This is a genomic window from Chitinophaga sp., assembly GCF_035538455.1.
Classification (GTDB): Bacteria; Bacteroidota; Bacteroidia; order Chitinophagales; family Chitinophagaceae; genus Chitinophaga.
The window spans coordinates 25,946-46,472 of sequence record NZ_DATLKJ010000067.1 but is presented as its reverse complement, the minus strand read 5'-3'; the positions used below and the strand labels follow the sequence as shown (position 1 = coordinate 46,472).

At 46.7% G+C, this 20,527-nt stretch carries 21 protein-coding genes; 17 read left to right on the top strand and 4 right to left on the bottom strand.

All coding sequences use genetic code 11. From position 1 onward, the window contains the following. Positions 1-306: 306 nt before the first annotated feature. From VM802_RS07995 to VM802_RS07945, 11 genes are read left to right on the top strand one after another with little or no spacing between them, the layout of a single operon-like run. A complete protein-coding gene (locus VM802_RS07995) occupies positions 307-1,065 on the top strand; it encodes a polysaccharide biosynthesis/export family protein (RefSeq protein WP_325529303.1) in 759 nt (252 codons plus the stop codon). A 9-nt stretch (positions 1,066-1,074) separates the two neighbouring features. Further along, positions 1,075-3,444: a GumC family protein gene (locus VM802_RS07990; protein ID WP_325529302.1), complete on the top strand. Its 2,370-nt coding sequence runs from the start codon at positions 1,075-1,077 to the stop codon at positions 3,442-3,444. Continuing rightward, positions 3,437-4,780, top strand: a complete 1,344-nt coding sequence (locus VM802_RS07985) for a flippase (protein ID WP_325529301.1) — start codon at positions 3,437-3,439, stop codon at positions 4,778-4,780. The genes VM802_RS07990 and VM802_RS07985 overlap by 8 nt, the downstream gene beginning before the upstream one ends. A 5-nt stretch (positions 4,781-4,785) precedes the next feature. Next, on the top strand, positions 4,786-5,475 hold the full coding sequence (locus VM802_RS07980) for an FkbM family methyltransferase (protein ID WP_325529300.1): 690 nt from the start codon (positions 4,786-4,788) through the stop codon (positions 5,473-5,475). Next, on the top strand, positions 5,472-6,119 hold the full coding sequence (locus tag VM802_RS07975; RefSeq protein WP_325529299.1) for a class I SAM-dependent methyltransferase: 648 nt from the start codon (positions 5,472-5,474) through the stop codon (positions 6,117-6,119). The genes VM802_RS07980 and VM802_RS07975 overlap by 4 nt, the downstream gene beginning before the upstream one ends. Continuing rightward, positions 6,116-7,027, top strand: coding sequence for a hypothetical protein (locus tag VM802_RS07970; protein ID WP_325529298.1), 912 nt, complete (start codon positions 6,116-6,118; stop codon positions 7,025-7,027). Before VM802_RS07975 ends, VM802_RS07970 begins: the two co-directional genes overlap by 4 nt. Before the next feature lie 5 nt (positions 7,028-7,032). Next, positions 7,033-8,448 (top strand): hypothetical protein, encoded by a 1,416-nt coding sequence (locus tag VM802_RS07965; RefSeq protein ID WP_325529297.1) that lies wholly within the window; start codon positions 7,033-7,035, stop codon positions 8,446-8,448. Further along, positions 8,445-9,314 carry an FkbM family methyltransferase gene (locus tag VM802_RS07960; RefSeq protein WP_325529296.1) on the top strand — a complete coding sequence of 290 codons (870 nt, stop codon included), beginning with the start codon at positions 8,445-8,447 and terminating at the stop codon, positions 9,312-9,314. Before VM802_RS07965 ends, VM802_RS07960 begins: the two co-directional genes overlap by 4 nt. A gap of 16 nt (positions 9,315-9,330) precedes the next feature. Then, a complete protein-coding gene (locus tag VM802_RS07955) occupies positions 9,331-10,461 on the top strand; it encodes a glycosyltransferase family 4 protein (protein WP_325529295.1) in 1,131 nt (376 codons plus the stop codon). Positions 10,462-10,467: 6 nt separating this feature from the next. Continuing rightward, positions 10,468-11,664 (top strand): glycosyltransferase family 4 protein, encoded by a 1,197-nt coding sequence (locus VM802_RS07950; RefSeq protein ID WP_325529294.1) that lies wholly within the window; start codon positions 10,468-10,470, stop codon positions 11,662-11,664. Positions 11,665-11,689: 25 nt separating this feature from the next. After that, the gene (locus tag VM802_RS07945) at positions 11,690-13,096 is read left to right on the top strand and encodes an undecaprenyl-phosphate glucose phosphotransferase (protein WP_325529293.1); all 1,407 of its coding nucleotides are present in this window, start codon (positions 11,690-11,692) and stop codon (positions 13,094-13,096) included. Here VM802_RS07945 and VM802_RS07940 read toward each other — a convergent pair. Further along, positions 13,090-13,902 (bottom strand): FkbM family methyltransferase, encoded by an 813-nt coding sequence (locus VM802_RS07940; protein ID WP_325529292.1) that lies wholly within the window; start codon positions 13,900-13,902, stop codon positions 13,090-13,092. The two genes, VM802_RS07945 and VM802_RS07940, sit on opposite strands and share 7 nt — an antisense overlap. 167 nt (positions 13,903-14,069) lie before the next feature. Between VM802_RS07940 and VM802_RS07935 the strand changes: the two genes are divergently transcribed. Further along, the gene (locus VM802_RS07935) at positions 14,070-14,528 is read left to right on the top strand and encodes an SAM-dependent methyltransferase (RefSeq protein WP_325529291.1); all 459 of its coding nucleotides are present in this window, start codon (positions 14,070-14,072) and stop codon (positions 14,526-14,528) included. 8 nt (positions 14,529-14,536) lie between these two features. On the opposite strand, the gene VM802_RS07930 is transcribed toward VM802_RS07935, so the two are convergent. Further along, positions 14,537-14,701, bottom strand: a complete 165-nt coding sequence (locus VM802_RS07930; protein ID WP_325529290.1) for a hypothetical protein — start codon at positions 14,699-14,701, stop codon at positions 14,537-14,539. Between the two features lie 412 nt (positions 14,702-15,113). On the opposite strand from VM802_RS07930, the gene VM802_RS07925 reads away from it, so the two are divergent. The 3 genes from VM802_RS07925 (at position 15,114) to VM802_RS07915 (ending at position 16,929) form a co-directional block, all read left to right on the top strand. After that, positions 15,114-15,311 carry a class I lanthipeptide gene (locus tag VM802_RS07925; protein WP_325529289.1) on the top strand — a complete coding sequence of 66 codons (198 nt, stop codon included), beginning with the start codon at positions 15,114-15,116 and terminating at the stop codon, positions 15,309-15,311. A 200-nt stretch (positions 15,312-15,511) separates the two neighbouring features. Continuing rightward, positions 15,512-15,709: a class I lanthipeptide gene (locus tag VM802_RS07920; protein ID WP_325529288.1), complete on the top strand. Its 198-nt coding sequence runs from the start codon at positions 15,512-15,514 to the stop codon at positions 15,707-15,709. Positions 15,710-16,020: 311 nt separating this feature from the next. Beyond that, positions 16,021-16,929 (top strand): LysR family transcriptional regulator, encoded by a 909-nt coding sequence (locus VM802_RS07915; protein WP_325529287.1) that lies wholly within the window; start codon positions 16,021-16,023, stop codon positions 16,927-16,929. Here VM802_RS07915 and VM802_RS07910 read toward each other — a convergent pair. Both VM802_RS07910 and VM802_RS07905 read right to left on the bottom strand, forming a co-directional pair. Then, a complete protein-coding gene (locus VM802_RS07910; RefSeq protein ID WP_325529286.1) occupies positions 16,926-17,666 on the bottom strand; it encodes a DUF6882 domain-containing protein in 741 nt (246 codons plus the stop codon). The two genes, VM802_RS07915 and VM802_RS07910, sit on opposite strands and share 4 nt — an antisense overlap. A gap of 106 nt (positions 17,667-17,772) precedes the next feature. Continuing rightward, the gene (locus tag VM802_RS07905; RefSeq protein WP_325529285.1) at positions 17,773-17,967 is read right to left on the bottom strand and encodes a hypothetical protein; all 195 of its coding nucleotides are present in this window, start codon (positions 17,965-17,967) and stop codon (positions 17,773-17,775) included. Between the two features lie 644 nt (positions 17,968-18,611). Here VM802_RS07905 and VM802_RS07900 point away from each other — a divergent pair. Next, positions 18,612-19,223, top strand: a complete 612-nt coding sequence (locus tag VM802_RS07900; protein WP_325529284.1) for a contractile injection system cap protein — start codon at positions 18,612-18,614, stop codon at positions 19,221-19,223. An 85-nt stretch (positions 19,224-19,308) separates the two neighbouring features. Beyond that, positions 19,309-20,526: a hypothetical protein gene (locus VM802_RS07895; protein WP_325529283.1), complete on the top strand. Its 1,218-nt coding sequence runs from the start codon at positions 19,309-19,311 to the stop codon at positions 20,524-20,526. The last annotated feature ends 1 nt before the right edge of the window (position 20,527 follow it).

Sequence of the window (20,527 nt, the reverse complement as noted above, 5' to 3'; positions counted from 1 at the left end):
TTCTAATAATATAGAAATTAATTGATGCTGTTCATTTTGAATCTATCCTGTTCATTTTGTTCATTTTGAAAGTTAGATTGAACAGGTAAGTGACGGTTATTGTTAGATAGGTAGTTTAGTATAGGCGCCACAGTTATACGAAAGGCTTATAAACCATTAGTCAGGCACGTTACTGTTTAAACTTTATGTTGAATGAAGGAAGAGAATCTGTATATCTCTATCATTATAAATGATAGCGACCACCACCTTATTATCCTGTAAAACACAACCAAATCAACCAATAGGATCTAACTGAAAAACTGTTCTATGATAAAGAACTTTTTACTGCTATTGATAATACCAGTATTCATAGCTGGATGTGCCAATACGAGAAAAATCACCTATCTGAATGACCTGGAGAAAATAAATGGAACAGATTCAGTGCAGAAATGGCAGCCTTTATTAATTCAGCCCGGCGATGTGCTGCAGGTGACGGTTACAACGATTGACAAAGATATATCCACCTTACTAAACCCTGCAACGCCGGCTACTTCTTCGCTTGCTGCCGGAAGCACAGAACCAGGTTACCAGGTGGGTATTGACGGTTATATCAACCTCCCTGTGGGGGGGAGGGTACAGGTGAAAGACCATACGCTCCCGGAGATCGACAGGATCATCACGCAGGCGCTGGAGAAAGAGATCCGGAATGTATATGTGGCCACACGCCTGGCTAACTTTAAAGTCTCCGTGCTGGGGGATGTGGCGCACCCGGGATCATTTAAGGTATCATCCGACCGCGTATCTATTCTCGATGCGCTCAGTATGGCCGGCGATATGAATGTCACCGCCGTCAGAAATGATGTGATGGTGATCCGTGAAACGAATAGGGTGAAGAATTATGCTTCGCTCAACCTGAACGATAGCAAGATATTCTCATCGCCTTATTATTATCTGAATAATAATGACGTCATCTATGTTAAGCCAGGTAAAGACAAAAAATTCGCCTCCTCTAAAACGATACAATTATTACCGGCAATACTGGGTGTGTTGTCGTTTATAACCACGCTCATTATCGTAACAAAATAATGATACCCCATGAGTATTAACACGGAACTGGGTAAACATACCAGTATTGATCTGAAAGACCTGTTACGGAAAATTGTATTTCACTGGCCGTTGCTGCTGGTAGTAATCCTGCTGTCAACTGCTGCCGCCTTTCTTTATCTCAGGTACACCACACCGCGTTATCTCGCTTCTGCCAGGCTGTACCTCAAAGACGAAAAGAAAGGAGGAGAAGAAATGGATGCATTGCGTTCGCTCTCCATATTGAGCGACAACAAGAATATCGAAAATGAAATGGAGGTATTGAGATCTCCTTTGCTGTTGCAGAAGGTGCTCACAGATAGCCGTTTTAATATCCGCTATTTCAGGATACAGCCGGTGAGGGACGCAGAGCTGTATGACAGAAGCCCGCTTACACTCAATGTATTGAGTAACCGGCTCGCCACAGGAAATTACAAGTTTGTAGTGATTCCGACAGCGAAGCATATCAGCCTCGTATACCGTGATAGAAAAAGAGATACGGTGATGAAAATGGAGCTGCAACCTGGTCAAGCTTTCAGCATCCGGCAGGATACCTTCAGCATCACGCTCAGCCCGGAACTTGCCAGAGATCCTGGTGGCCAGTCTTACCGGATACGTGTGGACTCTATACAGGAGTTGGCCTACCAGAAAGCGGAAGAGATCAATACAACGTTATCCAATAAAGAATCTACCGTGATCATGGTGTCTTACACCGACGCGGTGGCCAAACGCAGCGCAGAGTTGCTGAATGCGCTCATGGATGCTTATAACGACTACACCCTGGAAGATAAAAATAAAGCTTCTCTGAAAACCACCATCTTCCTGACGGAAAGGATTGATTCCCTCAGGACGGAACTGGCCGTGCTGGAAGGAGCAGAGCAACAGTTTAAAATACAGCGTGGCATCACGGATATCGAAGCCAACGCCAAGCTCGCACTGGAAGAGATCAAAGACGCAGATCTCCGGCTGAACGAAGCAAATACCCAGTTGTCTGTTTATGATGAGATAGAAAAACATGTGAACGATCCTTCCAATACCACTCCTTTTGCGCCTTTGGCCGGAATCGTGGATCAGTCGCTTGCCGGGATGATCAACAGGTATGAAGAACTAAGGAAAGAGAGGAAGCGGTTGTCGCTCTCCTTGCAACCCGGTAGCCAGATCAACCAGAACCTGGATGCACAGATTGCTGATGCTGCGGCGACTATCCGCAAATATATCTCCGGCTACCGCCGGAATGCAGGTACTGCACAACAGAAGATGCAGCAGAAAGTAAACGCCGTACAGTCGAGAATTGCCAATATCCCCGCATATGAACGGGAGTACATCAATCTCAAACGTCAGCAGAGCGTGAAAGAATCGCTGTACCTGTATCTTCTTAAAAAGAAAGAAGAAGCTTCCGTGGCTTATGCCAGCAACGTAACAGACAATAAGGTGATAGCGCCCGCCTTTGTGCCGGACAAACCCATATCACCAAAGAAACCGCTCACCTTTGTGAGTTTCATCGCTGTAGGGATATTGCTGACGCTTGGCTATATCTATGCGAAGTACTTCCTCAACTCAAGGGTACTGAGCAGGCACGAGATCGAGCAGGCAGTTTCCAAACCGGTAATCGCAGAGATCTATCAGCAGACAGAAGATTCAGACCTGCGGGCTTTCAACGGAAGATCCGTATTGCTGGAACAGGTCATGAATCTCCGTACCAACCTGAAGTTCCTGCTCAACGGACAAACAGACGCCATCACCATTCTCATCACCTCCAGTACGTCCGGCGAAGGCAAGACGTTCATCACAGCACATCTCGGCAACGCCCTCACGGCTAACAACAAGCGTGTGCTGCTCCTTGAGCTGGATCTGCGAAAACCCAAACTGTCGAAGTTCCTGGGCCTCGATAGCAACACGGGCATTACGAACTATCTTACCAGTAACCTTCCGCTGGAACAATGCATCCGGAAAGTACCCGGTAGGGAAGGCCTGTCCATCATTTCAGCGGGGCCTATCCCGCCTAATCCTGCAGAACTGATAGAAAGCGCCCGGATGAAAACGCTGCTACAGGAACTGAAATCACAATTCGACTATATCCTGATAGATACCGCGCCAATCGGTATCATCTCAGACGCCAAAAGCCTGGCGCATTCCATTGACTGCACCCTCTACATTGTGCGTTACAACTATACACTGAAATCGAACCTGAAAATTGTGGAAGACAATATCAGGGAAGGTGTGTTCAAGAAAACGGGTATCATCTTTAACGGTATCAACCAGAATACATTCTATCCTTACTATTATTATAATAGTTACACATACATGGAAAATGGAAACGGGCATGGCCATACGAAGAAGTGGACGCCCGTTTTCAAAAAAATAAAGCAACGGTTTGTATAAAGTATTGCAAAATAGCGGTTGGTTGTTGGTGGATAAGCTGTCACGATTAGTGCTGGGCCTGTTTATTATGGCAATGATCGCCGGAAAGATAGGACCCGAAGCATTTGGTATTTGGAGCTTTTCCCTCGCACTGACGATGATAGCCGGAGGAATTTCATTCCTGGGGCAGGACAAGATCGTAGTACGGGAGGCTGTATTGCACCCGGACAGGGAAACAACCATTGTGGCAACTTCGCTGCTGCTGCGGATCGCAGCAGGATGTATCATACTGGTCACCTGCCTGCTGATCACGCTGCTCCTGAAACATGGAGCGATGTTGTATGTCTGGTGTACATTCATCACCGGGCTTAATATCATACTGCAATCCTTCGATGTATTTGACTACTACTACCAGGCGCACCATACTGTACAGAAAGTAATCATTCCCAAAGTAGGCGTGTTTGTACTCTTCTGCGGAATAAGGCTTTGGTGCCTCTACGCCGGGGCAGGATTGCTCACGTTCGTGTGGCTGTCCTGTCTGGAACTGGTGGTCACCTACGCGGTGATCCTGATCATATACCTGAAAGATACCGGTAATAGCATGTTGAGATCTGTGGACAGAGACCTGGGTAAAGTATTGCTGACCGAAGGGTGGCCACAGGCGATTGCTACTTTTCTCATACTGGTGTATATGAAAGCGGACCTGCTGTTACTCGATATGCTGGGAAACCCAACGCAGGTAGGCGAATATGTAGCGGCGGTAAAGGTATCAGAGTTGTGGTATGCATTGCCCGTGCTATTTGCAACGGCATTGCTGCCGGATCTTATTAACAAACGGCAGCAGGATGAAAACAGCTACTGGCGGTCGCTGGAAAGCTGGATACGCCTCTCTTTCTGGGTGAGCTGCACGCTGGGCCTGGTAATCACTGCTACAGCTGGCAGCATTATTCACCGCCTTTACGGAGAACTGTATCCCGGATCTGCCTTGATATTATCTGTGCATATATGGGCGGGCATTCCGGTCTTTATCTACACAGCCGTGATGCAGCATCATATCATCTCCGGAAATTACAAAAACAACCTGGCAGCTACGATAGTTGGCATTGTCGTAAACCTGGTGGTGAACATCATATTGATACCCCATACAGGCGGGCTGGGGGCAGCCATAGCAACGGTGCTGTCCTACACGGCGGTGGGGATGGTATTGCTAGCAAAAGAAAAAGATCCGCGGCTGAAAGTGGCCATGAGCCGGATGATCCTGATCAGACCCGCGTTAACAGATATACGGAAACTATATTTCACCTTACGGGGATTTATGACAGCAGTTGTACCAGGAAAGAAAACATTAACAGAATGAGCAGGATGAAGAACATATTAGCGGCCCTGGGATCGAAACTGCTTCCATCGGTACGGTACATGGTACCGGCCTACAGCTCGGAAGGAGAAGACCTCATCCTGAAAAGGATATTTGAACACAAACGGGAAGGGATATATGTAGATGTAGGCGCGCATCATCCCTTCCGGGTTTCCAATACTTACCTGTTTTACAGGCGGAGTTGGAGCGGAATCAATATAGACCCCATGCCTGGCAGCAAGGCGTTGTTCGACAAATACCGCCCGCGCGACATCAACCTGGAAATGGGCGTATCCGTGAAAAAGCAGCAACTGACCTATTTTATTTTCAATGAACCGGCACTGAATACTTTTTCAGAGGACAAAGTGCAGGAATATACGCAGAACCCCGGGTATCGTGTAATCAGGGAGCGGAAGATAGATACCTGGCCGTTGTCAGACATCCTGGATGCTTATCTCCAGCAGAACAGCGGCATAGACTTTATGACAATAGATGCAGAAGGGCTGGATATGGATGTATTGCGCTCCAACAACTGGAAAAGATACCGGCCCGATTACATCCTTGTGGAATCCGATCCCCATGAGCTTTTTAATAACTGGCAGAGCGAGCTACTGCCGTTTATGCGGGAGATGGAGTACGACATCTTTGCAAAAACCTATTACACCTGTTTCTTTAAAAACCTCCGGATGCGCCCATGAAGAACAATAAATTATATGTGCAGTATGGCTGCGGGCCATTCTCGGCCCCGGAAGGCTGGAAGAATTTTGATTCGTCTCCCACACTCCGCATTCAGCAGCTTCCCCTGATTGGTAAGCTGGTAAAGAACCGCATGCATGTCACTTTCCCATCAAATGTAATACTGGGCGACATCCTCAGTAAACTACCGGATGTAGCAGACAATACCTGCGATGGAATCTACTGCTCACATGTGCTGGAACACCTGGCCTATCACGATTGCATGAAGGCTTTACAGAATACCTGCCGCATGCTGAAGCCGGGTGGCTTGTTCCGCTGCGTAGTACCGGACCTCGAAACCGCTGCGCGCAATTATCTGCAGCGGCTTTCCAACAACGACCAGCACGCCAATACCGGCTTCCTCGATGCTACACTGCTGGGCCGCAAAACCCGGAGCCGTGGAATGAAATACCTCCTGCAGTATATGTGGGGCAACCGTGAACACCTCTATATGTGGGATCATGCCTCGCTGTCCTTCGCAATGACACAGGCGGGGTTTAAAGATATAAGGCCATGCCGTTTCAACGATAGCCGGGATGAGATGTTCAGGCTGGTGGAAGAAGAATCAAGATTTAATGACGCCGTTGCATTAGAAGCTACAAAATGATGTTGGATACACCTGTTTTGTTTCTGGTATTCAACCGCCCTGCTGTAACGCAGACGGTGTTTGAAGCCATCCGCAGGCAGCGCCCGCGGCGGCTGTTCCTGGCAGCTGATGGCCCGCGCAGCCATGTGCCGGGAGAGGCCCAGCTGTGCTACGAAACAAGAAAGGTAATGCTGGACCGCATCGACTGGCCCTGTGAAGTGAAGACACTTTTCAGAAACGACAACCTGGGGTGCGGACAGGCAGTAAGCAGCGCGATTAACTGGTTCTTTGAACAGGTGGAAGAAGGCATCATCCTCGAAGATGACTGTCTTCCCAACGATTCTTTCTTTACCTATGTGTCCCGTCTGCTGGACTATTACAGGCATAATGAACGCGTGATGCACATTGGCGCCAGTAATTTTCAGCAAGGAATACAAAGAAATGAACACTCCTATTACTTCTCCCGCTATACCCATATATGGGGTTGGGCCACCTGGAGGAGAGCCTGGCAACACTATGAGTTTTCCCCTGCCAACATGCAGCAAAGCAGCATGGAAGGACTGAACCGCACGCTGCAAACCATGTTCAAGGCGGTATGCCTGGAAGAGCTGGACACCTGGGATGTGCAATGGTTCATGACCGTGTGGTACAAAAACGGTTACGCTGTTATTCCGCATGTAAACCTGGTCCGGAACATCGGGATGGACCTCTACGCAACACATACACGAAGTGCAGGACAATGGTTTGGTGCCATGCAATACGGGGAAGTGGGAACATTACAACATCCGCCGGAGTTGGTACTGCATGAGGAGGCTGACCGTTTTACTGCAGACGCAATTTTCAACTCAAGTAAACTCAGCTCCAGGATCAGGAATGTGGTGAGGAATAATATGACACTCTACCGCTTGTATAAAAAGCTGAAACGCTGACAGGTATGGACATCATGAACGAATTTGGATTAAGCAGAAACCCCTACGTGGAGATCTTCAAGCAGATAATGCCACTGCTGATCGCCGCAGTGCTGCTTGGTTTGTACTATCGCAAACGTATAGCAGCGGTGGATTGCGTGTTGTATGCTTTCGCTACAGAAGCGTATACCGCCATCACATTGGGACCAACATTTACAGCTACACTCTTTATCAGCGTCTTCTTCCTGTTGGATGAACTGCATCAGCTCTTCACCGGGCATGTATACATCAGCAAGCCTTATCTGCTATTGCTTGTCATCCCGGCAGTGTCCAGCCTGGTTGTCTTTTGTATCGTCCAGCTATTTAAGGATCCCTTTTATTACCCACCGGGAAAACAACCTGACTTTTATTTCAGACCAGCCTACTTTTATATAAAAACCTACCTGCCGTGGTTTGCTGTAGGGGCAAAAATCGTGAAGGATGCCAGCACGTATTCCTTTGAGCAGTTTGGCAACACGATCAGAAGGATTACCGGCTTCTCCTTTGTGATAGCGATGCTGCAACTGTTCTCTCAGCTGGTGCTGAAGAATGTGGAACTGGGAGAGCTGTTGGGATTACAGTCCCGCTACCTGATATTGATGCCGGAAGAATCTTTTGGTATGCGCATACAGGCGCTTTTCTCCGAACCCAAAACATATGCAGCCTTTCTGGCACTGGCAATACCCATACTGCTGAAAAAAAAGGACTATTGGTATGTGGCACTGGCTTTCATCATGGGCGTGCTCACCGTATCGCAAACATTCTGGATTAACCTGTTGTCTGCTGGGCTGGTGTTTTTTGTTTTCCCCAACATATTATCCGTAAGGCTGAAAGTATTATCAGTACTGGGAATGATCGTGGCAATATTCATTAGCATTGCCGCCACCAAGCAGTTTTTTATGGAGAAGTATAACGCGAATAAACACAATATCGTGTACCAACTGGTACTGAAGCGGTCAGTATACCGCTACGACAAGAGCGTCTGGCAGAAAGACAATGAGGTATTGGGTATTCCTTTGCAACGTGATCTGGAATTGCCTGTGGTAGAGTTCCTGCGTGATGAACCTTACTTGTTGCTGTCAGGATATGGACCTGGCAACAGTACGTTTATTCCTGCACATTATTTCTGGGGGCAGGCATCTTATAAGTACCGCCTTGCCGGGGTAGGCGCCAATAATCTTAATATGCGCTGGCTCTTTATATTGGCGGAATTTGGGCTATTATCACTGATCTGTTTTTTCGTGGTGATGACCCGTACAAAGCAGGATATTTCCCCTTTTCAGCGAAAGTACTTCGCTTTTGTATGGGTCTGTTTCTTTTTCAGCCAGATCGATCTGTTTATGATCATCATATCACTGTTAAGTGTATACGAAACCAATGAACCGGCAACCGGGCAACTATGAAGAAGATTAAGAAAATATTTGCTGGATCCAGGCAGCGTTTATTACTGTTGTACTATTTTATTTTTCACCGGGATGTCAGGAAGAGAACATCGCTGAAGGAGATGATGTTTCATCTTTTTTCACCTACGATGTTTGCCATTGCCGCGCGCGATGCAGAACTGCTGAAGGAAGATGACAAGTATAAATATTACCGGTTGTCAGGTTACGGGGATGTTTTTATTTATCCCCGTACAGCACCGTTGTATAGTCTTGCGATGGTGTTAAGTGAAGCGAGGCCGGGACACTGGCATTATTATGAAGCACCCGGAACGGAGATATTACCGGATGATGTGGTGGTAGACTGTGGCTGTGCAGAAGGTTTATTTGCATTCCGTCACCAGTATACAGCGGCGCATATATACGCACTGGAGCCATTACCAGTATTCATAGATTCATTACAGCAGCTGTTTCATGCTAACAGCAGGATTACTATACTGCCGGTGGCGGCAGGCGACACGTGCGGGAAAGCATATATGCAGCTGCCTTCCTCCGAAACATCGCTGAACGCATCTGTCAGTCAGGACAAAGGAAACGACGGAAGCATTGAAGTGGACATTGCCACACTTGACAGTCTTTTCGCAGATAAGAATATCCGTATCAACTATATAAAAGCAGACATCGAAGGGTTTGAAGAATACCTGATCAGAGGCGCGCTGGAAACGATCCGTATGAGCAGGCCGAAAATTGCCATCACAACCTATCACGAAGGACAGGATTATAAAAAACTTATTTCCCTGGTGAAAAGTGTGGTGCCTGAATATCAGTACAGGATAAAAGGAATCGATTTCCTGTCCGGCCGGCCGGTGATGTTACATATGTGGGTTTGACTCAATAAAATATTGTATGCAGGTATACCTGGATAATATCATTTTCAACATGCAGCACACAGGCGGCGTTTCGGTGTACTGGTACCAGCTGCTGCTGGGGCTCAGTCGGACCGGCATTCCGCTCCATCTGCTGAAAGCTGGGCAGCGGTCGTTCAACATCTATGAACAACGCCTTAGCTATTCAAATATGGAATGCATACAGGAGGAAAGTAATATACCGCCGAAGTACCTGCGCTATTTCCCCTTGCAGTATGAGCTGCCCGAAGAAGCCCTGTTTCATGGCAGTTACCTCCGTGTGTCTCCGCAGGAGAACATCGCCAATATCATGACGGTGCACGACTTCAGCCACGAACGCAGGCTGGCAACAGCGTTTCCCCGTTCGCTTTTCAATATAAAGCAGAAGCGGTACGGCATCCGTCGTGCGGATGGTATTATCTGTATCTCAGAAAGTACCCGCCGCGACCTGCTGCATTTTTACCCGGATACGGATCCGGGAAAGATCACAGTGATACATCACGGTATCAGCGATGATTTCTTCCAGCTGCGCCAGTCCCCAAACGACGTGCATGCCTTGCCATTAGACCTGACGAAGAAATATATACTATATGTAGGAGCCAGGCGCTTGTACAAGAACTTTAGCCTGGTACTGGAGGTAATGGAACGGTTGCCAAAAGAATACCGCCTTGTGGTTACCGGCGGGGAAACATGGAACCGGCGTGAGCTTCGGGAGATAGCAAACCGCCTCGGCGGCCGCTATCATATTTTCAGTGCACTGGACCCCGAAGACCTGAACCGGCTGTATAACTATGCACATTGCCTGTTGTACCCTTCTGCCTATGAAGGATTTGGGTTTCCGCCAGGAGAGGCTATGAAAGCGGGTTGCCCGGTAGTGGCCTTTCATACAAGCTCTCTTCCTGAAGTAACAGGAGGTGCGGGACTGCTGGTGAATACCTTATCAGCCACAGCCTTCGCTGATAAAATACGATTGCTGGAGAACAGGGTTTTCCGGGAGAAATTGATACAAGAAGGATTGCAGCATGTGAAACAGTTTTCATGGCCGCAGTGTGTAGAAGAAACAGCTCAATTTTACCGGTGCTGCTGGGAGAAGAAATTCGCAGGAAGCAAAACCACATCATTCATAAATTAATACGGTATGCGCATAGTACTGAACGATCATTCGGGTCATGCCTTCACGTTGGAACTCAGCCGTCAGCTGGCTGCCAGCGGCCATGAGGTGTTGCATGCCTATTCCACTTCTTTTCAGTCGCCCAAAGGGAATTTCAACATTTCCCCGTCTGGTAATCTTACCATCTTTCCCATCACTCACAAAAAGGCATTCGCAAAATATTCCCTGATCAAAAGAAGAAAACAGGAAATCGAATATGCGTCCAGACTGGTGGAACGGCTGAATACTTTCAAACCACAGGTGATACTCAGCGGCACCACGCCTTTGTTTGTGCAGGAGCACCTGCTCAGGTACTGCCGCCGGCAGGGTATCAAATTTGTTTACTGGTGTCAGGATATATACACGGTAGCTATCCGGCAGATTGCACAACAGAAGCTAGGGATGCTGGGATTCCCGTTGTGGCAGTATTTCCAGTACCTTGAAACGAAGCTGCTGAAAGCCAGCACACATATTGTGAGCATCACGGAGGATTTCAATAACATCTTTAGCGAATGGCGGATCAATCCCGGCAAAGTGACCTGCATACCCAACTGGGCGCCAATCTCCGAAATATACCTTTCTGCAAAAGATAACAACTGGGCCAGGCAGCATAACCTGGTGGACAAGATCTGCATCGTGTATTCGGGAACGTTAGGGCTGAAGCATAACCCTTCTATCATCTCAGCAGCAGCAGAGCACTTCCGGGACGACGACAGGATTATGTTCATCGTGATCTCAGAAGGACTGGGGGCGCAGTTCCTGGAGAAGGAGCGGGAGCGCCTGGGACTTAACAATATGCTCCTGTTACCTTTTCAGGACTTCTCACAAATCAGCGATGTGCTGGGAACGGCAGATATATTACTGGCTATCCTGGAAGACGACGCCGGTATTTATTCCGTGCCGTCAAAAGTGCTGACTTACCTGTGTGCCTGTAAACCCATATTGCTGGCCATGCCACAGCACAACCTCAGTGCGCGTATCGTACAGCAGCATAAGGCAGGCTTCTGTGTGTTGCCAGGTCAGGTGGAGCTGCTGTGTAAACATATAGCGCAGCTGGTGGCTGATCATGAGCTCAGGAAGGAGCTGGGAAAGAACGGACGTTTGTATGCAGAAGACCATTTTAACATCAGGCAGATAGAAGAAAAATTTACAAAGCTTTTTCACACAATCAGTATAGCAGAATGAAACAGTTCTCATTAATACTATTCTTATGAAAAATAATATCCGCGCAAGCCTTCTTCTGAGACAGAGTTCAGACTATGTAATGCTCCTGTTGGCATTCCTGTGTGCGCGGGAGTACATCCACGGGAAAGGAGATGTGTTTATGTCCGGATTTAATTTCCTGCTGTTGCTGATCAGCTTTTTTACGTGGGCTGTCAGCAGCATGGCGGTCCACCTGGTAGAGGATTTCAGGCTGCGGTCTTTCTCATTTGAGTTCATTGCCATCCTGAAGGCCTCGCTGATCCATGCCTGTGTGTTCTCCTTCCTCTTCTTTTACTGCTTCAAATACTACCCGTTCCCCAGAACATTCACCTGCTTGTATACCACGTTGCTCTTCGTGATGATCACTACCTGCCGTTTTATCATCAAACGGATATTGATCCGTATGCGCAGCAGTGGATATAATACCAGGAATGTGGTGATCATTGGCGCCGGGGAAACCGGTATGAACTTCTACCGCGAAATATCTTCCAATGAGCAGTTCGGCTACCGGTGCGTGGGATTTGTAGATGATCATCATGCGAAAGTGGGCATCGGTAAGCAATACCTCGGTGATATTTCATCGCTGAAGAGTATACTGGAGACACATGAGGTAGATGATGTGATCGTGGCGTTGCCCGGTACGCAGACAGAACAGACTGCCCGTGTGATTATGGCCAGTGAGCAGGAAGCCAAGAGGGTGCGTATTATTGCAGACTGTCACCGTTTCTGTACCTCCACCACAGGCATGCACGTATTTGGCCATTTCCCGCTGATTACTATTCGCAGCAGCCCGCTGGATGACGTAACCAGGCAGGCGTTTAAACGTTTTTTTGATATATGCATTACCGTTATTTTGCTTGTTACAGTGTTCACCTGGCTGTTTCCTATCATCGCGATACTCATCAAGCTGACATCGCGCGGACCGGTGTTTTTCAGGCAGGAGAGGTGGGGCGTAAGCAACAAACGTATTATGTGCTATAAGTTCCGTTCTATGAAAACAGAAAGCCGGGACACAGATAATGACGGACGATACTTGCAGGCTATGAAGTTCGACAAGCGGATTACGCCGCTGGGCAGCTTTCTGCGCAGAACCAGCCTCGACGAGCTGCCACAGTTCATCAATGTGCTGATGGGGGATATGTCTATCGTTGGCCCCAGACCTCATCCGTTGCCATTACATTACGAATCCAAGAGTACGGTGGAGAATTACATGCTGCGCCATATGGTGAAACCCGGTATCACTGGCTGGGCACAGGTGAATGGCTGCCGTGGCGAAACCCGTCAGCTGGGACAAATGCAGAAACGTGTAAACCTGGATCTCTGGTACATAGAACATTATACCTTCTGGCTGGATATACAGATCATCTTCCAGACAGTCATGAATATGGTGAAGGGCGATAGAAATGCTTACTGATGAGGATTGCGTCTCAGGGCGATAACGTTCTGAAATGCGAATATTTCATATACAGCTGCCTTGTAAGGCCCCAGGGGATGCAGTCCATCGGGTAGCAACCTGTAGAAATCGAAGCCGGGAAGAATATCGATAAGATCCCGGAAGAATGTCCGCGAGATCACGTTCATCTCATTAAATTCCACTTGTATACAATCGATCATATCCCTGCGTAATGTGCTGGTAGCACCTTTGAGTACATTCAACTCATTGCCTTCGGTATCTATTTTAAGCAGCGCAATGTGCGTGATGTTATACTCACTTACTATATCATCAATCGTGGAAAGCTGAATGTCTACACCGGCAGGTGGACTGTGATGCAGCTCTGAAAGCACCTCCCGGTACATGCTGGCATGTTCTGAACCGCTGTTGTCCGCATGATCGTAAATGGTGGCAGTGCTGACTTCCGCGCTTAGCCCTACGGGGATAGGCTGGAAATGATACTTATCTGCTGTAGCGAGCAGCTTTGCATAGGAAACAGGATGTGGCTCAAAAGCCAGAATAGGAAGCTGTATGTTCTTGTTCCGCAGCATCACCGCATAATTCCCGATATTGGCGCCCACGTCCATGATAACACCTTTGTCCAGCCGGTGCTGCTTTTGCAGGAACTTTATAAAGGCCCTTTCCCCGCTTACAATCTCATTCTCATAATTAAGTATTCCCATGCCGCGCATACTCAGTTTGTAGAGCAGCAGGTTCGCTTTATAGAATGCTTTCCTGGCAAACAGGAGTACATATGCTTGTCTGAGATAGTAACTGATAGAGCTCATGATGTTTTAGGTTTGAGGTACGGTGTCCGCGCATCTGTGTCAATCATGAATATATACAGTGAAAGAGTGCTTTTGGTTTGGTAGGAGGAGATAATGAATGAAATTTTTACCGGTAGAAAATCCCTGACTGATATTTGATTACCTTTATCTGTACTGAAAACGCAACAATGGAAACTTATACAATCAGGCCCATAGCTTTTGTTCACCGCAACGAAGCAAAACAGGGGACCACGGCGGAAATGAAGAACAGCATCTCTGAAATAACACTCGCGGAAGATATACCGGCCGAAGCTTTTGATGGGATAGAAACGTTTTCGCACCTCTATATCCTTTTTCACTTCAACAAGATTGGTCATGCAGACTTTATCTACAAAGGACATCCGCGTGATAATAAATCTTTCCCCGAAGTAGGCATCTATGCACACTGCAACCAGCGCCGTCTCAACCACATCGGTACTACCAGGGTTGGGCTGCTCGAGCGCCGGGGCCGTACGATCGTTGTAAGCGGGCTGGATGCCTTTGATGGTACGCCTGTAATTGATATTAAGCCGGTGTTTGATGATTTCACAGCAATACATTTACGCCAGCCGGCGTGGGCGGATGAGATAATGAAGCCTTCGAGGTAAAAACCTGGTTATCGGCGAAGCGCCATGGAGAGAATGGGAAACGGCATAAGCGGCCTGAAATATTGTATGTCGTCTTCTGCCAGGAAATGATGGGTAGCTCTTACAGATGCTTCCCACACATTGGTAAGCGCTGGGTAATCAGTCTCCGTAGCTGGTTCCGTTATTCTTTTCATGATTATCTTTTCTGGCTGCAAAGATATTTTATATCGAAAAACATTTTTTTTTAATCATGTAATTTTTCTTACTTTCAGAATCACAAAGATCAAAATCTGAACTAGCTGACACAACGATGTGCTACCCGACTTAATGACCAATGGAATTCCCCCTGAAGTTTTATGCTATTTGCCTGAAGAGGGAAAGTGTTCTGCTAAATTTATAAATGTAATGCTATGAAAATGGAACTGTCACCCTGAGTTTCCCTGTGAATTTATCAGCATCCTGATCCTGAGCATAATTGCTAATATGTTGGTGTAAACCTGATGTGACCCGATTACAAGTATCCGATACTGGTAGTCTTAGCACGTATTTTCAAAACCCGGATAAAACAATCCAGGCCCGTACTTCTTAACCTGTAAATTTCCATCCATGAAAAAGAAAACAATTCTGCTCGACAAAAAATTGTCTCTCAACAAAGCGACCATTGCCTCATTGACTGCTGAAAAACAGGCGCAACTGGCCGGCGGAGCAATCTCCCTGCGCACTAACTGCACTAACTGCGATTACACAAGATTTGAAACCTGTGTAACCATACCACCAATGCAGGAGGCGTGCATCTATTGCTGAGCTGACAACTGATCAGGTGTTTAATTCTCCCGGTGAAGCTACTGTTTCCGGTTGTTGTACTACAGCCGCCGGGAATGGTGTGCTTTCCGATCAATCACTGTTACCTCAGACAGAGAGCACCTATACATGCTGAATAACCGCCCCACGGCATTGCCGCCCGGCAGAAGACAGGGGAGGATGTGTAATTTATCCGTTTGATTATGAAAAAAAGAAAACCCGAACTGGGTAGAAAGCTCCAGCTTTCAAAAGAAACAGTGGCAGTGCTGAACAATGCACAGCAACTTCAAATCAATGGTGGTGCTACTATACTGGCCACCTGCACAGAAGACACCCGTCTTATTTCCAGCTGCCGCGCTACTAGCCCAGGTACTGGCCGCCCTTGCTGCCAGATCCCCTGATGATCTGAAACAGCAGTTAGCTTTTAGCTATTGGCTAAAAGCTAACTGCTAACAACTAAACACCAGCTTGCTGGCTCCTGTAAGAAATGACCGTCAGTACCGTTCCAAATAAAACGATCAGCGCGCTTATCCACGGCGTTGCTGCAAGACCCAATCCCTCCTGCGCCACTACAATTCCCCCCACATACGAGCCTATCGCTACACACCCAGGTTAAATGCTGAGATATTAAGCGACGAAGCTATATTACCTCAGCTTGATTCATTATAATAATTACTTAATTTATACATTTGCATCATTAAAATGATAAATTATGCCACTGAATCTGGAATGGTTCCGTACCTTCAAAACCATATATGAAACGGGATCTCTGACCGCAACGGCGCAACAGCTCTATATTTCTCAGCCAGGGGTTAGCCTGCACCTGAACTCACTCGAAGCATATGTAGGCTATAAACTGTTCGACAGGGCAACCCGTAAGGTAGTACCTACAGAAAGAGCCAAAGTACTCTATAACTTTATCCTGGAAGCAGTCAATAAACTGGAGTCTGCTGAAGAGCATTTTCATAAAAGTGCAGATGCCAATAAACATAATATCAGCATCGGCATGTGCCTGGAAACATTCCAGTTCACATTGGAACAATATATTTCTTCGCTGCCCTTCAATGTGAGCATCAAATTCGGAGAGTACCCCGAGATGCAACAGGATCTCGACAACGGACTGCTCGATCTTATCATCACACCACAGAAAGGAAGCCAGGCAAACATCGAATACAAGCCGTTTTCAAGAGAGCGTATCGTATTGGTAGGTGGTGGAAAGCAGGACAGCCGCATATTTCAGAATCTGTTGAAGAAGAAACGGTATGAAGAGGCAGAGGCATGGTTAAAAGAACAGATATGGTATAGCACTGCTGCCGACATGGAAAACCTGCGTAGATTCTGGCGGCTTAATTTCAATAGGCATCCTGATTTTAAGCCCAATTATATTGTGCCCAACAAATGCTCTATTGTGCGTTGTCTGAGCGATAACAAAGGATTTGCTGTAATGCCGGATTTTCTTTGCCGTAATGAATTACAGACGGGTAAGGTAAAACTCGTATGGGAAGGGGATAACATCATTGAGAACACTTTATACTTCGGCAAACGTAAGAAGACAATGTTTGCCGGAGAAATTAAGGCGATCGAAAGTCTGTTTGAAGAAGAAGTGGCTGCATTGAATTAGTTGCCGGCCTTTAGCTCCGTTAATCTCCACTGTTCATCAAAGGAGGCCGTGATATGCTGACCATTGCGGGAAGCCGAAAGCTGACGGCCATCTTCATTGCTGCTGATCTCGTACCCGCTGCTCGTCAGGTAATGTACTAACGCCTGCCGGTGATGCATTTCAAATAGTGATATGAGTTGCGGAAAGACAGTCGGAATACGAAAGAATGGTGTACTATTACGCGCCTGGTCAATGACGTCGCTTTTAATGGTCACCAGCAACGCGCCTTCTCCATAGTTGGCAATATAGTACGCACTGGCATCAAACAGTCCGGATGCAATAAGCCCAATGCAATGCGCATCATTGATATCTCCGTCAAACTGCGGTTGCGTAAACATTTTAATATCGTTATCCTGTCCCAGTTTCCTCAGCTGTGTAGCCTGTTGTAATAACGCCTGGGCTATATCAGATTTTCTGTTGGCCCACGCCCACAGGAATGTATGAGAGCTGAAAGAATAGGTGCCAATTACCTGTATAGGAAAGGTGTGTGGCCCAAAGGTGATAGTACCGGCTTCAAGATCAGCATTCCAGTCGTTATCACCGATCAGATCTGAAAGATCATGTTGTTTGTCAAGCGCAATACCGCCGTGTTTTTCTATCAGTCCCAGTTTAGTTTCATGTTGCATCGGTTCGTACTTACCTGGTTTTTTCTTAGTTGGCGCATTCTCCTGTCCGAACAATTTTCTGAATAAGCTCATGGTGGGTTCTTTATCTGAACAAATGGATTTACCGCTGCAATATACAGGATCATTATCAATTGCTTATAAAATAAAAGTGGTCGGCTGGTGAGGCTTGAGAGCATCATCAGTTACCTTGTATGTCTGCCTTACAATCATTATCCAGCTGAGGAATGTTGCCTGTTACTAAGAAACCGAAGATGTCGCTGGTTGCAGAAGCGTAATACATCAGGCAGTTTTTATTCTGGTAATACCCTTTGTGGGACTGCATCTTCATGCTGTCAAAGAAAGGCAGGGAAGCATAAACCAGGGAACGATGCATAGCATGATAATCAGTTTTTTTTATGTTGAATACCGGGCGGCAAAGCTATAAATATTCTGTTTTCTTTCCATTGCTCTTTGTGTTGAGCGTGTGAATGATGATAGTTTTTTAGATCTATAGCGAATGTCAGCATAGGTTGTTTGTGTTTTTGTGATATGTAAAGAAAAGGGGAGATTCCTGTGAAATCCTTTACAGTAGAGGAATTGGCTGTATCGTTTTTTTAGGTGACCTCCGTTTGTGTACGTAGTATTTCCCATAAGTATTTTTACGTATTTTTTGCCTTTTGCAACACAAAAATTTTTTAATTCGAAATAATTGATATAGCTTTATTGTGTTGTAGTTAACGTTTGACAAACTCCAAAACTCCAAAGAAAACTGCCGATTAGTAAACCTCAAAAGAACAGTTACAAAGCCCGGAAAAGAAAACAATTTGTTTAATTGATGTATTTCAGTAAGTGCAACCTGTACTTAATGGTGACCTTTATCCCATTCATCGTAGCGGTTTTGCTGTGCCTACTGTAATGGAATACCCGACTGTATTCTCTGCGTCATTTCCTTTTTGTAAATGTAATATTACCACGTACACTGCTGCTGGCAACTGCCTCCGGCCTTACTTCCGTGCACCTTGTTAAAAAATACAGACAATGATTTTCACTGCTTTTAAGTTATTAAAAGATCAGTTGGATAACTACATTCAGTCATTCAATCCTATGGGGAACGACCCTGACGGACACGTGGTGCTTGATAATGTAGCCACACTCGAAACACCCGACAGACCTCCGGGAGCAGAGGAACGGATTATTCTCAGCATGGTGAATATTGAAGAAGAAGCAGCATTAAAGAACTCAGCACATTATTACAGGAGCGCACAAGGGATCACCTATCATAACCCACCTGTATATCTGAATCTGTATATGTTGGTATCAGCGCACTATAAAAATTATGAGGACGCCTTATCAAGGCTTTCGCAGGTGATACAGTTTTTTCAGGGAAAAACAAGCTTCACACTGAATAACTCCCCTAACGAAGCACTGATAAATAGTGGAGCAGAACTGGATGATCTGCAGCTGCATCTTGAACTGTTCTCGCTTTCATTCGAACAACTGAACCATCTGTGGGGAGCCCTGGGTGGAAAGCAGATGCCAAGCGCTTTGTATAAGATCCGACTGGTGAAGATCACAGAGAACAGAACTACCGGTATTGGAAACGTAATAGAAGAGATCCGTTCGAAAGATACATTTCTCTCTCCTGGATAATAGATAACACGACATTTTTTTGGAGATACTACAACAATAACCACAACATAACATACACCTATAACCCGCAATGTGAAATGAAACCATGAGTTTCCAGATTACCTATAGCAGGCTGGCCACGGTGAACATGCTCCATGCATTTTACCTGGACAGGGAAGACAGCATATATTTTGGACTGTCACCGGCAGAGCAACAGAACCGTTTGTCAGGATTACTGATGGATAACAGGTATTCGCTGATGGAAGAGTTGCAGGTGACACCACTCCCGGCAACAGAGAGGCTGATGAAAGGACAGCATATTGTGTTCAGGCAAATGGCCACCGGCCTGCTGCTGGGCATCGCGTCAAAATTAACTGGCGGCATATTGCAGCCGGAGATCCCCGTTGACGGAAAGCTACGGTTGCAGTTTGCCATTAAATTACAACATGCAGCACTGGCCATACGTAGCAATATTCGCCTCAATACTATATTTAAGGGCAACTATTACTTTACAAACGACGGTACTGTAAGCGGAAAAACATATCCATCCCTGGCGGCACCACTGCAACCTGCGGTCGACAAACGCCTCTACGAAATGGGAGAAACAGCGCTGGTGAATGGCGTGCCTTCGCAAGCCATACAACGGACTACCAGCACCGCTTCCGGCTGGGAAACTATAAATGATTTTCATTGCATCAGCGAGTATGACCGTATCCTCCTGCCTGCTTCTTTCGGCTTTACATTCGACCAGTCCGGCGTTACCACTGCCACCTTCCGCCTGTTGCAAAACGGGCAGGAAGTGAAAACACTTTCCTTCAGCGATGCCACTGGCCTGAAAGAAGTACAACTCAACTTTGCCCCGGTACCCAACGGAGTGTATACATTGACAGCCGCCGGTAATAATTATGATCGCAGCTATGCCATCTTCATTAATCCACAGCTCTATCAACCGGACGCCTGGGGCGTGTTGGATCTGGTTATGTTTACCTCCGATCCTGCCTTTCGCCTGATAGATAATACTGGGATGCTGGTAACACCAGCTGCGCCGGCATTTGAGCTACGCTTCGCCAGCAGGGCCACTTACTGGAAATACTATTTGCAGAAAGGAGAGCCCCCCGTGGCAGACGGTAATTGGGATGACGTACTGCCGGTGCCTCCGGGTATGAAGAAGGTGTTTATCAGCAAACAGCCCTATACGCTGATGCAGTCATACCGAAAAGTATCCTATGCGGCCACAGACTTGCCCAACCCTTCAGGAGAGCTGCTCAGCCGCCAGGAAAATTTTATCTGTTCAGAAATTATGTTACCAAAATTGAAATTATAAA

Excerpts from the sequence above, each read along its gene's own strand:
- VM802_RS07980 (WP_325529300.1), top strand. The coding sequence starts at position 4,786 with ATGAAGAACATATTAGCGGCCCTGGGATCGAAACTGCTTCCATCGGTA.
- VM802_RS07935 (WP_325529291.1), top strand. The coding sequence starts at position 14,070 with ATGGAAACTTATACAATCAGGCCCATAGCTTTTGTTCACCGCAACGAA.
- VM802_RS07950 (WP_325529294.1), top strand. The coding sequence starts at position 10,468 with ATGCGCATAGTACTGAACGATCATTCGGGTCATGCCTTCACGTTGGAA.
- VM802_RS07925 (WP_325529289.1), top strand. The coding sequence starts at position 15,114 with ATGAAAAAGAAAACAATTCTGCTCGACAAAAAATTGTCTCTCAACAAA.
- VM802_RS07965 (WP_325529297.1), top strand. The coding sequence starts at position 7,033 with ATGGACATCATGAACGAATTTGGATTAAGCAGAAACCCCTACGTGGAG.
- VM802_RS07955 (WP_325529295.1), top strand. The coding sequence starts at position 9,331 with ATGCAGGTATACCTGGATAATATCATTTTCAACATGCAGCACACAGGC.
- VM802_RS07905 (WP_325529285.1), bottom strand. The coding sequence starts at position 17,967 with ATGCATCGTTCCCTGGTTTATGCTTCCCTGCCTTTCTTTGACAGCATG.
- VM802_RS07920 (WP_325529288.1), top strand. The coding sequence starts at position 15,512 with ATGAAAAAAAGAAAACCCGAACTGGGTAGAAAGCTCCAGCTTTCAAAA.
- VM802_RS07945 (WP_325529293.1), top strand. The coding sequence starts at position 11,690 with ATGAAAAATAATATCCGCGCAAGCCTTCTTCTGAGACAGAGTTCAGAC.
- VM802_RS07990 (WP_325529302.1), top strand. The coding sequence starts at position 1,075 with ATGAGTATTAACACGGAACTGGGTAAACATACCAGTATTGATCTGAAA.
- VM802_RS07975 (WP_325529299.1), top strand. The coding sequence starts at position 5,472 with ATGAAGAACAATAAATTATATGTGCAGTATGGCTGCGGGCCATTCTCG.
- VM802_RS07910 (WP_325529286.1), bottom strand. The coding sequence starts at position 17,666 with ATGAGCTTATTCAGAAAATTGTTCGGACAGGAGAATGCGCCAACTAAG.
- VM802_RS07970 (WP_325529298.1), top strand. The coding sequence starts at position 6,116 with ATGATGTTGGATACACCTGTTTTGTTTCTGGTATTCAACCGCCCTGCT.
- VM802_RS07895 (WP_325529283.1), top strand. The coding sequence starts at position 19,309 with ATGAGTTTCCAGATTACCTATAGCAGGCTGGCCACGGTGAACATGCTC.
- VM802_RS07940 (WP_325529292.1), bottom strand. The coding sequence starts at position 13,902 with ATGAGCTCTATCAGTTACTATCTCAGACAAGCATATGTACTCCTGTTT.
- VM802_RS07995 (WP_325529303.1), top strand. The coding sequence starts at position 307 with ATGATAAAGAACTTTTTACTGCTATTGATAATACCAGTATTCATAGCT.
- VM802_RS07900 (WP_325529284.1), top strand. The coding sequence starts at position 18,612 with ATGATTTTCACTGCTTTTAAGTTATTAAAAGATCAGTTGGATAACTAC.
- VM802_RS07960 (WP_325529296.1), top strand. The coding sequence starts at position 8,445 with ATGAAGAAGATTAAGAAAATATTTGCTGGATCCAGGCAGCGTTTATTA.
- VM802_RS07915 (WP_325529287.1), top strand. The coding sequence starts at position 16,021 with ATGCCACTGAATCTGGAATGGTTCCGTACCTTCAAAACCATATATGAA.
- VM802_RS07930 (WP_325529290.1), bottom strand. The coding sequence starts at position 14,701 with ATGAAAAGAATAACGGAACCAGCTACGGAGACTGATTACCCAGCGCTT.